We start from the raw sequence: 12,637 nt of genomic DNA on the forward strand, positions 1-12,637 counted from the left end.
GTGAATAATCAGAACAATATGTTGTTATCCCAGATTCTGCTAAGTATAATGAAAAAGTAAGCGCTTTTCATTTACGAGAGGAGAGTGAAGAAATGTGAAGGAAAACCCTCAAAAAGGAAGAGTTGCGGTAATGGACGAACCGGAAAAATTGAGCTATCGGGAATATGACTTGCCGCTTCCAGGACCGGGAGCGGTTCTTCTGAAGGTGTTGCGTTCCAATATTTGCGGATCGGAACTGCATATTTGGAGAGGCCAGCATCCGACGAAAAAAAAGGGCGTGCTGGGCCATGAAATGGTCGGGGAAGTCCATTCGCTCGGAGAAGGGGTTGAGACGGATTATGCAGGAACTCCAATCAAAGAAGGAGATCGAATCGTTTCAGCTTACTACATTACATGCAGAAAATGTGCGGCATGCAGAGAAGGGCATTTTCATTTATGTGAACATGCCTACGATTTTTGGAATCAGCCACCGGAAGTAAGCCCTCATTTTCACGGAACCTTTGCTTCACATTATTACATCCACCCAGACCAATATTTTTACAAAGTCCCCGACAATGTATCAGAAGCTTCTGCAGCCAGTGCCAATTGCGCTTTGTCACAGGTTTATTTTGGTTTGGATAAAGCCGGCGTGACTTACGGGCAAACCATTGTGATTCAAGGTGCGGGAGGACTCGGCTTGAATGCTACTGCGGTAGCCAAGGAAAAAGGGGCGACGGTGATAGTGGTCGATGGCGTGGAAAGCCGGCTGCAGCAAGCCAAGCAATTTGGCGCAGATCATACGCTTAATTTAAATGACTATGCAACTGTTGAAGAACGGGTAAAAGCAGTGCTCAATTTAACGGATGGAAAAGGAGCCGAATTTGCCATGGAAGTGGCGGGTGTCCCTGCAGCTTTCGCTGAAGGAATCCACTATATCCGGCCAGGCGGAAAATATGTCACCATCGGGAATATCACACCAGGCAAACTCGTTGAATTCGATCCGGGGCTGCTTACCAGAAAATCCATTCAAATCATCCCGGTGGTCCGCTATAACCCGTGGTATTTGTATAAAGCGTTGAAATTTCTTTCGGATACTCAAGGCAAATACCCGTTTGACGGAATGATAGACGCCGAGTTTTCTATGGATGATATTAAATTGGCATTGGATAAATCCGCTGCAAGAGAAGTGACGAGAGCCACCATCATTATGGAGAAATAGTCTGGTTTTGTATTCATGAAAGGTTTAGAGAAATGTGGGTCTAATTCGGGTTGGGAAAATAACAACTAAATGGAGGTCATACAATGGATAAACCAAAATTATACGTATTGGATACAGGAACAATGAAAATGGACAAGAACTTTATGGTGGCTGCCCACAATCCGGCAAGCATCGACAATCCAAATCCCCCGGCAGAATTCGTAGAGTTCCCGGTATATGCTGTTTTAATAGACCACCCGGATGGGAAAATCTTATTTGATACGGGCTGTAATCCGGAAGGCATGGGGAAAGAAGGAAGATGGCCGGAAGGCGTCCAGAAATTATTCCCGGCTTTCCAAGACGAATCCTGTTATCTGATCAACCGGTTGGAACAGTTGAATGTGCGTCCGGACGATATTAAATACGTAGTGGCATCTCACTTGCATCTGGATCATGCAGGCTGTCTGGAGCTGTTTACAAATGCTACTATCATCGTGCACGATTCGGAATTGAAAAATACGATGAAGCAATACGCGATGACGAAAGATATGGGCGCCTACATATGGGCGGATATTAATGCGTGGATCGGCAAAGATTTAAAATGGAAAACCGTCATGCCTCATGAAGATGAACTCGAGCTTGCGAAAGGCGTTAAAATTTTAAACTTTGGTCCAGGCCATGCTTGGGGATTGCTTGGACTGCATATCGATCTACCGGGAGAAGGCGGTGTCATTTTAGCATCAGATGCTGTCTACTCTGCCGAGAATTATGGGCCGCCCGTTAAAATTCCGGGAATCATTTATGACTCACTGGGCTATTTGAGTGCAGTGGAAAAAATTAAAAAGTATGCCGAGCGCACCAACTCACAAGTCTGGTACGGCCATGATTCCAATCAATTCCGGAATTTCATCAAATCCACCGAGGGCTTCTATGAATAAGTCCGCCTAAATGAACCAGCCCTGACAACTGAATTCCGGATGTTGCAGGGCTGGTTTTTTAATATGAAGGAGGAACAACGAATGATTGAAGTTGAGAATCTTTATTTTGGCTCCATTATCAATGGCACCGAAATCAGCAAAGACGGAAGAAAAGACCTTGAAGTCTTTAACCCTTATACCAATGAAGTGATCGGCAAGATCTCCTGTGCTACTCCGAAAGATGTTGAAGACGCTATTGAAACGGCCCAGCGTGTCTATAACAACACAACCAAAAAGATGCCAGCCCATAAACGGTCAGAGATATTGCGGAAAGCCGCAGATTTGTTGGAGCAAAGAACGGATGAGTTTGCCCGAATACTTGTGCTGGAAGCCGGAAAGCCCATCAGAGAAAGCAGAGTGGAAGTGCAGCGTGCCGTCCAAGTCCTGCGCTTTGCTTCAGAAGGAGCGAAAGCGATTTACGGAGAAACAATTCCACTCGACAGCGCCATTGGCGGAGAAAATCAAATTGGCATAGCCAAGCGAGTGCCGTTAGGTGTTGTAGCGGCCATCACTCCATTTAACTTCCCTTTGAACCTGGCTCTTCATAAAGTAGCGCCTGCCCTTGCAGTAGGCAATACCGTTGTTCTGAAGCCTGCTGAAAAAACGCCGTTTTCATCGGTGCTGCTGCATCGATTATTGGAAGATGCCGGATTGCCGAAAGGCGCTTTGAATATTGTTATGGGACGAGGGCAGGAGCTTGTGGAAACATTGGTGACCCATCCAGACGTCAAAAAAGTTTCTTTTACCGGAAGCAGTGCCGTAGGATGGAAAATCCATGAAATGGCGAAACGGAAAAAAGTGACGCTGGAACTGGGATCAAATGCACCGAATATTGTTTTTGAAGACGGGGATATCGATGTCGCGGTCAATGCGATTGTGCTCGGCGGCTATACATACGCCGGACAAGCATGCGTTTCCGCACAGCGGATTTACGTCCATGAAACGATTTACGAAAAGTTCCTGGACAAGCTTGTTGAAAAAGTGAGCGCGCTTAAAACGGGAGACCCGTTGGATGAAGCCACAGATATGGGGCCGATGATTACGGAAGAAGCTGCACAGCGCGCGGAGTCATGGGTGAAAGAAGCGGAAGAACAAGGAGCGGAAATCCTGACTGGTGGAAACCGGAAAGGTTCACTGCTTGAACCTACAGTCCTCAGCAATGCGACTCCTGAAATGAAAGTGGTCTGTGTGGAAGTATTCGCACCAATTGTCAGCGTCATGCCGTTTTCAACGGAAGAAGAAGTTGTGGCCCATGCCAATAACACGGATTTCGGCCTGCATGCCGGCGTCTTCACCACTGACATTAACCGGGCGATGCGCATGGCCGATGCAATTGAGACAGGAGGAGTCTGGATCAATGAAGTGTCAGTCCGCCGCTACGACCATATTCCATACGGAGGCATAAAAAGCAGCGGCATCGGCAAAGAAGGCGTCAAATATGCCATCGAGGAAATGACGGATTTGAAATTTGTCGGGATTAAGCTTTATTGATGGATGCTGCAGGGCTTTAGATAAACCGTGAAAATTCTAATAGGGAGAGGATCAGATGAAAGTAAAATCAGCTGTATTGCGTGAAATAGGAGCACAGACTCCATATGAAGAAAGCCAGCCGATCCAGATTGAAGAATTGGAATTAGATTCTCCGGAACGGGGAGAAGTGCTGATTCAAATTAAAGCTGCCAGTCTTTGCCATTCAGATTTGTCAGTGATGAATGGCAGCCGGCCGCGTCCGTTGCCGATGGCTTTAGGGCATGAAGCAGCAGGGGTTGTTGTGGAAGTCGGAGAAGGCGTGGTGGATTTGGAGGCTGGAGACCATGTTGCCTGCGTTTTCGTTCCGAGCTGCGGTCAATGCGGGCCGTGCAGAGAAGGACGTCCAGCTTTATGTGAGCCGGGAGCTGCCGCGAATACGGCGGGCACATTGCTTGGCGGTGGCAAACGCCTGCATAATGAGGATGAAGTGGTGAACCACCATGTTGGGGTTTCGGCTTTCTCGGAATATGCCGTAGTTTCCCGAAACTCAGTGGTAAAAGTAAGCAAAGACATCCCTTTTGAAAAAGCGGCTTTATTCGGCTGTGCGGTCATTACGGGGGTTGGAGCAGTCGTCAATACGGCAGGTGTGAAATTGGGCAGCACGGTAGCCATTGTTGGCCTTGGCGGTGTCGGTCTTAGTGCTTTGCTCGGCGCTCTTGCTGCAGGTGCCAGCCGAATCGTTGCCGTTGATATCAATGAAACCAAACTTAAGCAGGCAAAGGAATTAGGGGCGACCGACACCTTCAACTCCAAAAATCCGGATGTAGTGGAGCAGATTCGAGCCGCTACCGGAGGCGGCCTAGATTTTGCGTTTGAGACAGCAGGAGTGGTTCCTGCGATGGAAGTGGCATATGCCGTCACTAAGAGGGGGGGAACTACTGTCACAACAGGGCTTCCTCATCCGGAACATAAGTTTTCCTTCCCTTACCTCTCGCTGACTGCTGAAGAGCGGACTTTAAAGGGATCCTACATCGGCAGTTGTGTACCGAGCAGGGATATTCCAAGATATATGAATTTGTTCCAGGAAGACCGCTTGCCAGTCGATAAACTGATAACGGATTTTATCACTTTGGATGAAGTGAACAAAGGATTCGATATTCTGGCAAAAGGAGAATCGTCGCGCATCATCATAAAGTTTTAATGTCGCCGCGTCCACGTGTCGGCAAGTTAAACGGCTGAACAGGATAATAATTGAGGTTTATCAGAATTTCCAACTAAAAAAGAAACCGCTTCTTATGAAATCCAAAGATTTCTAGGACAGCGGTTTCTTTGCTTTTTCACGTTCTATTCGATCAATAAATAATCATGGTCAAAAATAAACGAGTAACTGATATCGATAAAAAGGAAGTACTTTTCGGAAAGTGGGAAGCTGAAAGTCCGAATCATTTCTGCTGTTTCAATATCTGCGTACGAATCTGAAAGGATGCCTTTATGCCAAGTGCGCATATGCAAAATATTTTCCAAAAAATAAGGACGGAAACCCCAGTGAGATCCGACTTGCCCTTTTTCTATTTTCCAATGCTCATCCTGTTTTCTAAAGTTTGAAGACATTTGCTGGCCGTCGCTATTGCAAATATAAATCCGGAAACTTTCCTCGTCAAAAGAACGGGTGACAACTTCAATGAAAGAGTCTGCCGTTTCGGGACCATTCCATTTACTCATCAATTTTTTTATTTTCTCTTCACAGCTCAAGGCAAAAGCGAGGCGTTCTTTGACAAGTGATTTTTCACGCTGTATAAAGCCGATCACTTTTTCACCCACATCAATCAATAAACAATCATCCATTAAAGGAGTGAAATCAGGCTTCGCCAAATAAAAACCTTGATAATAATGACCGCCATGTTTCCAGGCGAAATTTAATTGGTAATCATCTTCAATATTCTCAAAAGAAAGCTTAGCTCCAATCCGATGCGCTAATAATGATAAGGAATAAAGGATATCCTGAAAAACATCTGGATTACTTTGACGGATGATACCGGTATCAATTTTTAGGATATGGGGTTTGATTTGCCGAATGCGATCAATATTTGAGCTTTTTGCGCCAACATGGTCGACGGCGATCTGGATGCCGTAGGTTTTATAATAGATTAGCAAATGATTCAGGACGTCAAAACCTTCTTCAAAATCATGCTCTGTAATTTCCAGTACCAAGCGGTCCATTGAAAAGCCTTTTTTCTCGAACTCCATCAAGGTCTGCAAAAAATCTTCGCCGCCGTTTACCAGTAACTGCCTGGCATTGCGGTTGATGAACAGGGAACCTTTATTGTCCGATTCAAGCATTTCATCAATCGCTTGTTTGAGCAGGTGATGATCGACTTCGGCTTTGTATTCATCCGGTACATCCAAATCATGAAAAAAATCGGCCAGGCTTATCCAGTCGCCATCGGATTGAAAACGGCCAAAAATCTCATAGCCAATAATGGAATGTTTAACGGCGCTGACAATCGGTTGGAAAACCGGTTTTACTTTGTCCAGATTTTCAAGAATATCTAAAGGGTCCAAATGGGATGCCTCCTTTACTGGAGCTTATATTTTAATGATTAAACGATTAAGTATTCTTTTAACGCTTGCTGAAGCGTGCCAAGTGTTTTTGTTTTTTGGTCAAACGATAAATCCAGCTGAATCATCTTTCTGACCACTTCAGTCCGTAAACCGGTAATGATGGATTTGCAGCCCATCATAGCAGTGCCGTCGATAATTTTCATCAAGTGATGGATGGCTTCGATTTCCATGTCAGCGATGCCCGACAAATCGATAATCAATGTTTGGATGCGGGATCTTCCGATTTCTGTCAATACCTTTTCTTCCAGGATGTTAGTCCGGAAAGAGTCGACTGAACCTATTAAAGGCAGGATGCAGACCGATGCATTGATCGGAATGATTGGAACTGACAAATTTTCAACCAGCTGGCGATGGGCCAGAATCAATGAATCTTTATATGTAGAGTAGTTTATGAAAAAAGTATTTAAAAACGTATCAATTCCGGAATTGAGCCCTTCTTCCAGACGGAAAAAATCCATCGGCATTTTTTTAGCCAAGGTTAAGTTGTAATGCTCGATAAATTTCCAGAGAGTGCGTCGAATTGCCTGAATCCATTCCAACTTGAAGGTTAAGGCGATGGAATGTGTAGCCCAAGCGATTCCTTCTTGCTTGGCAAATAAATTCAGTTGTTCTTCTTGGCCATCAATAATAAAAACAACTAATTTATGGGCATTTGAAATAAGATCAATATTTCCAATAGCCAGAATTTCATCGATTTTCTCTTTTACATTAACAGCTTCCGATAACAGATGCTCCTCGAAATCTTCTCTATTATTTTCGAAAAAAGTTTTTAGTTCTTCTGAGTTCTCTAATGCTTGTGCCACGTCTGTTTCTCCTTTTCGATGATATTTAAGAAAAATTCACTTTAATTCAATCACATTACTTCATAAATTCAAAATGGCGTAATCGGGATACTTTATTATGGAACAAAAAGAATCCGTATGAGTCTATTGTATGCTTCAGGACCGCCTTTGAGTAGTGTTATGTCTTAACGTGACGTGATGCGGGTTGCTCAGTAACTTGAAGATATTGACTATTCCGAATATTAAATTTATAATTACGGATGTGCAAGCTTTTAAGTCTATCCAGTATTGTTGAATTTTACATGGTTAGATGGGAGTGAAGTTAAACACCGAGATAAATACATACGGCAAAATCTGAATAGCTGATATCAGCAACAGCCAGAAATAATAAATGGCTCTATTACCTGAAGTAAAACTCATTCAGCTTTAAGCCATTTACCATAACTTTAAAAAAACTTAATTTTGGGTGTGATAAAACGGATTTTCGTTTTATTTACTATAGCAGTCAAACTTTAAAAGGGGGAATTTGCGTGAGGTTCCAAAAAAGTATATGGAGTGCTTTAGTGCTGGCATTTGTGCTGCTGATTTTAGCTGCGTGCAGTGGAGGCGGCGAAGAGGGAAGTGAGGGCAGTGGCAGTGATACAGGAGGTTCCGGAGAGTCAGAAGGCCAAAAAATTACGGTTTTTAACCGGAAAGTTGAAATTTCAGATCAGCTGGCTGCGATGGCCAAAGAATATACAGAAGAAACAGGCGTTGAAGTGGAAGTTCTCGGCACAACTGGCGACGATTATCTTCAGCAGCTGCAGATCCGGTTGAACAGTAACCAGGGGCCATCTATTTTCACGCTTCAAAATGAAACCGAAGCTGAACAGCTGAAATCATATGCTTATGATTTGAGCAAGGAAGAATACGTACAGCACATAGCGCCAAATATGGAGTTGAAAGTCGACGACAAAACAGTAGGTGTTCCATACGGAGTAGAAGGATTTGGAATTGTATACAACAAAGACCTTGTGAAACCCGAAGACATAGCCGACTATAAATCTTTTGTCAGCACGCTGGAAAAATTCAAAGGTCAAGGCATCAATGGTTTCGGCCTGGCTCAAGATGCGTATTTTTTGATCGGGCACATGAGCAACTATCCTTTTGCCCTTCAAGAAGATCATTTTGATTTTATTGATCGATTGAATGCTGGAGAAGTAACCATGGCAGAAACACCTGAATTCCAGGAGTTTGGAAAGTTCATGGAAGCGATAAAAGCGAATACACCGAATCCGCTCAGCATCACATATGACCAGGAAATCGGTGATTTTGCGTCGGGGAAAACAGCGATGATCCACCAAGGAAACTGGGCGTTCGGTATGCTTTCAGAATTTGAAGTTGATTTTGAGGTCGGCATGATGCCGTTTCCGCTGATGGGCAATGATAAATTGGCGGTTGGCGTGGGCAACAACTGGGTGATCAATAGCCAAAAAGAAGAAGCGGAAATTCAAGCGGCAAACGACTTCCTAAACTGGATGGCTACTAGTGAAACAGGGCACCGCTACATTGTAGAAGAGTTCGGGTTTGTTCCGGCTCTGACAAATATCGAGGCGGGCGAGTTGGATCCATTATCAAAAGCTGTTCTGGATGCCAGCAATAGTGGAGAGACCATTCCTTGGGCCATCAACTATTATCCGGCTAATATCGTTCCAAACGATTTAACGCCACTCGCACAACAATTCTTCTCGGAAGATATGACCGGTGAAGAATTTATTGCAGGCATGGATGAAGCATGGAAAGGCGCTCAATAAAAATTAAATAAAAGTGGATCTGGACACGCCTTTACAGGTGTGTCCACAGCTTGTTGAGAAAGTTGAAATTTGTATTAGGTATCATCCCTTAACCGATATTCCGCCAACCAGCTGCGAAGACATTGGCCGAGGTTTGTGAGGCCAAGTCTTTGCGACGAAGCGCACAGCGCTGCAGGAGCATAGGTTTTTAGCCGTGGGCGAGCGCCAAGCCGCTTCGTCGCTTACGCTCCTGCAGGGTCTCGGCTGGTTGGCTCCATATCTAGAAAGCGGGTACAAAAATTAGGGAGCTTTCCGAATCAGCTCCCTATTCCAGAGAATCTCTAAAGGTAACAAAAGGAAGCTGAATGCAGCGGAAGGTGGGCGACTCCTGCGGAAATAACATGAGCTGAAGGCCCCGCAGGAGCGAAGCGACGAGGAGACTGAAGCCATGTCCGCGGAAAGCGTCCCACCTGGAGCGAAATGAAAAATCGCTAAGAGTTTCTCATCAGCATTTATGGACACGCCTGTACAGGCGTGTCCACTATTCCTTTATCAGGTCCCTGCTTATCAATCACAGGAAAGAAGGGGTGGACGTGACAAAAAGAAGCAATATCAAATGGTTTGTATTATTCACTGTGCCCTTGCTCTTTATTTTTACGATAGTGGTAATTATCCCTTTTCTCATCGGCATCTATTATTCGTTTTTTGAATGGGACGGAATCGGAGCAAATCCGAAAGTTTTTGTAGGCATGGATAACTTCATCGAATTATGGAAAGATGAACAATTTCTTCGGTCGACTTGGCTGACGACTTTGTTTACTGTACTATCGGTTATCACCATCAATATCATCGGGCTTGCTTTTGCCATGCTGGTCACGTCCAAGGTCCGGTCTGCCAATGCGGCACGGACTTTGCTATTCATGCCGTATTTGATTGGTGGACTGATTTTAGGCTACATTTGGCAATTTGTATTTTTGGACGTTTTTACGTTCTTCGGAGAAATTACCGGATTTGATCAAGTATTTTTTAATTGGCTTGTAGATCCGGAGTTTGCTTTATACAGCTTAGTTTTTGTCTTTACCTGGCAAATGGCCGGTTATATCATGATCATTTACATTGCGGGAATTCAAGCTATTCCGAATGATGTCATCGAAGCTTCCAAAATAGATGGAGCCAGTAAATGGCAAAGGTTTACCAGAATTACGCTGCCTTTGTTGATGCCTGCCCTGACCATCAGTTTATTTTTGACTCTTTCATCCGCTTTTAAAATCTACGATGTCAATTTGTCTCTGACTGGCGGCGGACCGGCAAATGCCACTGAATTATTTGCTATGAACATCTACCAGGAAATTTTCGGAAGCAGTAATTATGGCTTTGGCCAAGCGAAAGCCATTGTCTTTTTCTTGATAGTCGCTGCTATTACGCTGACCCAAGTATATATGACGAAAAAACGGGAGGTCGAGATGTGATGAGGAAAACCATGAATGCCTTGAAAGCGGTTTTGCTGATTCTGCTAGCGCTTTTCTTCCTGTCTCCAATTTACATCATTTTTGTCAACTCGTTTAAAGATCGCCAAGAGCTATACGATAATGCCTTATCCCTGCCGGAGAATTTTAGTTTTCAATATTATATAGAAGCGATTGAGAAAATGAATTTTCTAAGCGCACTCGGCAACTCACTTTATATTACGATTATTTCAGTTTTACTGATTGTCGTCTTATCCTCTATGACCGCCTGGATGCTGGTCAGAACTGAAAGCAAAATAAGTACTGTCATTTTCATGACTTTAATCGCGACGATGCTGATTCCTTTTCAGACCTTGATGATGCCGCTCATGCAATTGATGAGTTCCATTACTGAAAACTTGAATATCCCTATGTACAATACCCGGGAAGGGCTAATCTTCATGAATATCGGTTTTCATGCCAGTCTTTCTGTTTTTTTATACCACGGATTCATCAAGTCTATCCCCATCACCTTAGAAGAAGCAGCTACGATAGACGGGGCTTCGAAATTCGGGGTTTTTTGGCGAATTATCTTTCCGATGCTGAAACCCATTACAGCTACAGTCATGATTTTGAACGTGATCAGTATTTGGAATGATTTTCTATTGCCTTCCCTTACATTGATTGATACGAACTTGCGGACAATTCCTTTATCGACATTCTTTTTCTTTGGTGAATTTACTATCCAATGGAATTTAGCGATGGCGGGACTGACTTTAACCATTATTCCGGTAATTATTTTCTATGCATTGGCGCAAAAACACATCATTAAAGGCATCGGAGAAGGGGCAGTAAAGTAAGATGGGATTTCAACTTAAGAGTTACTGATGCAGGGAGGGCGTATCATGCGTGATTTGCCAGGTTTGACAGGCGCCTTATATGTTTTTGCAGAATGGATCATGCGATTTTCGACTGCAAACATCTTGTGGATTATCGTTAATCTGCCTTTGCTGTTTGTTTTGCTGAGTGTTTACATTAATGGATTCGGCCCTGGGTTTGTGGTGTATTTACTGCCGCTTGTCTTGTTAATTCCAACAGTGACAATTCCAAGTACCGTTGCCTTATTTGCAACAGCTCGGGAATGGATTCTGCAAAAAGACCAGTCTTCGATTACAAAAACGTATTTTTTTCACATGAAAGCGAATTACCGGAAGAATTTTTTAGCGGGATTAGCCCTATTGGCATTATGGTTGGTCTGGCTGGTGGATTTTTATTTTTTTAAACAGTCAAACAAGTTTATTGCTTTGCTATTTATGCTGATTGGGCTTTGTTTGTTTGTGTATACGCTTAATTTCTTTTCACTCTGTGTGCATTACCGAATGAAAACAAGAACTCTATTGAAAAATGCATTTTTTATCACTCTTGGCAATCCGTTATTAAGTTTGTTCATCCTGGCAAGCAATATGTCGCTGTTTTATGTAAGTGCTACAAGACTATACTTCCTGATTCCACTATTTACAGTATCAATCAGTGCGTATCTTTCTTTTCTTGCTTTTTACCGATTTTCTTTGAAAATGCAAAAAAAAGCAGAATCGTCGATTTGAACGGCATTGGTCTAGAAGAAAGAAAAGCAAGGAGAGAAGGATGACTATGGAAAAACTTCCACAAGCTTTTATTTATGATTTGGATGGCGTGATTACGGATACAGCAGAATTTCATTTTTTGGCATGGCAGAAAATTGCGAGTGAGCTCGGCATTCCAATTGACCGGCATTTCAATGAACAGCTTAAAGGAGTAGGTAGGATGGATTCGCTGAATATGATCTTAAAACTAAATCCCGCTCTTTCTGAGCTCTCGGAAAAAGAAAAACAAAATTGGGCCAGCAAAAAAAATGAGCATTATTTAAAGTTGGTTGAAACGATAGATCCATCTCATATTCTTCCCGGGATTATTGAGCTGCTGAGCGCCAATAAAGAAAAAAACATTAAAATCGCTCTCGGTTCAGCTAGCAAGAATGCCCGCCATATCCTTGGAAAGCTGGGGTTAACTGCTTATTTCGATTACATTGTCGATGCCGAAAAAGTGAAGAAAGGAAAACCGGATCCTGAAACATTCCTAGTTGCCGCTGATGCATTAAGACTCAGCTGCCCCGACTGCATAGGCATCGAAGATTCAACTGCTGGAGTTGAAGCAATAAATGCGGCAAATATGTTTTCCATTGGAGTAGGAGATGCCGCTCATCTTTCCAAGGCAGATTATCGGGTTAGCGATACTTCAAAATTGGTATTTGAAGAAATTATCGAGCGCTATCAGCAGGCTAACGCCAAAAGATAAGCGGACAAATGGCTTCCAGATTCTTTTGCAATCTTCGGGAGCAGCTGAGGAGTGAAAC

General features: G+C 43.5%; 11 protein-coding genes. 9 read left to right on the forward strand and 2 right to left on the reverse strand.

Annotated elements, in window-relative coordinates; all coding sequences use genetic code 11:
- The first annotated feature begins 94 nt into the window (after window positions 1-94).
- The 4 genes from ACSFXN_RS16005 to ACSFXN_RS16020 all read left to right on the forward strand — a co-directional run bounded on the left by ACSFXN_RS16005 (window position 95) and on the right by ACSFXN_RS16020 (window position 4,825).
- On the forward strand, window positions 95-1,198 hold the full coding sequence (locus tag ACSFXN_RS16005) for a zinc-binding dehydrogenase (protein ID WP_437151085.1): 1,104 nt from the start codon (window positions 95-97) through the stop codon (window positions 1,196-1,198).
- 83 nt (window positions 1,199-1,281) lie between these two features.
- On the forward strand, window positions 1,282-2,115 hold the full coding sequence (ahlS, locus tag ACSFXN_RS16010) for an AhlS family quorum-quenching N-acyl homoserine lactonase (RefSeq protein ID WP_437151087.1): 834 nt from the start codon (window positions 1,282-1,284) through the stop codon (window positions 2,113-2,115).
- An 81-nt stretch (window positions 2,116-2,196) separates the two neighbouring features.
- Window positions 2,197-3,645, forward strand: a complete 1,449-nt coding sequence (locus tag ACSFXN_RS16015; protein ID WP_437151088.1) for an aldehyde dehydrogenase family protein — start codon at window positions 2,197-2,199, stop codon at window positions 3,643-3,645.
- A gap of 55 nt (window positions 3,646-3,700) precedes the next feature.
- A complete protein-coding gene (locus ACSFXN_RS16020) occupies window positions 3,701-4,825 on the forward strand; it encodes a zinc-dependent alcohol dehydrogenase family protein (RefSeq protein WP_437151089.1) in 1,125 nt (374 codons plus the stop codon).
- Between the two features lie 143 nt (window positions 4,826-4,968).
- Here the strand turns inward: ACSFXN_RS16020 and ACSFXN_RS16025 are convergent, their stop codons facing one another.
- Together ACSFXN_RS16025 and ACSFXN_RS16030 are read right to left on the reverse strand one after the other, a co-directional pair.
- On the reverse strand, window positions 4,969-6,186 hold the full coding sequence (locus ACSFXN_RS16025; RefSeq protein ID WP_437151090.1) for an EAL-associated domain-containing protein: 1,218 nt from the start codon (window positions 6,184-6,186) through the stop codon (window positions 4,969-4,971).
- A 38-nt stretch (window positions 6,187-6,224) separates the two neighbouring features.
- Entirely contained in the window at window positions 6,225-7,049 is an 825-nt protein-coding gene (locus ACSFXN_RS16030; protein ID WP_437151092.1) for an STAS domain-containing protein, read from the reverse strand.
- Between the two features lie 509 nt (window positions 7,050-7,558).
- On the opposite strand from ACSFXN_RS16030, the gene ACSFXN_RS16035 reads away from it, so the two are divergent.
- From ACSFXN_RS16035 to pgmB, 5 genes are all read left to right on the forward strand, one after another.
- Window positions 7,559-8,821: a sugar ABC transporter substrate-binding protein gene (locus ACSFXN_RS16035; RefSeq protein WP_437151094.1), complete on the forward strand. Its 1,263-nt coding sequence runs from the start codon at window positions 7,559-7,561 to the stop codon at window positions 8,819-8,821.
- A 572-nt stretch (window positions 8,822-9,393) separates the two neighbouring features.
- Window positions 9,394-10,269 carry a carbohydrate ABC transporter permease gene (locus tag ACSFXN_RS16040; RefSeq protein WP_437151095.1) on the forward strand — a complete coding sequence of 292 codons (876 nt, stop codon included), beginning with the start codon at window positions 9,394-9,396 and terminating at the stop codon, window positions 10,267-10,269.
- The gene (locus ACSFXN_RS16045) at window positions 10,269-11,105 is read left to right on the forward strand and encodes a carbohydrate ABC transporter permease (protein WP_437151097.1); all 837 of its coding nucleotides are present in this window, start codon (window positions 10,269-10,271) and stop codon (window positions 11,103-11,105) included. Before ACSFXN_RS16040 ends, ACSFXN_RS16045 begins: the two co-directional genes overlap by 1 nt.
- A gap of 45 nt (window positions 11,106-11,150) precedes the next feature.
- Entirely contained in the window at window positions 11,151-11,849 is a 699-nt protein-coding gene (locus tag ACSFXN_RS16050) for a YesL family protein (protein WP_437151098.1), read from the forward strand.
- A 46-nt stretch (window positions 11,850-11,895) separates the two neighbouring features.
- Window positions 11,896-12,579, forward strand: coding sequence for a beta-phosphoglucomutase (pgmB, locus tag ACSFXN_RS16055; protein ID WP_437151165.1), 684 nt, complete (start codon window positions 11,896-11,898; stop codon window positions 12,577-12,579).
- The last annotated feature ends 58 nt before the right edge of the window (window positions 12,580-12,637 follow it).

It is taken from the genome of Planococcus sp. 1R117A (assembly GCF_051417975.1).
In the GTDB taxonomy this organism is placed as follows: domain Bacteria; phylum Bacillota; class Bacilli; order Bacillales_A; family Planococcaceae; genus Planococcus; species Planococcus shenhongbingii.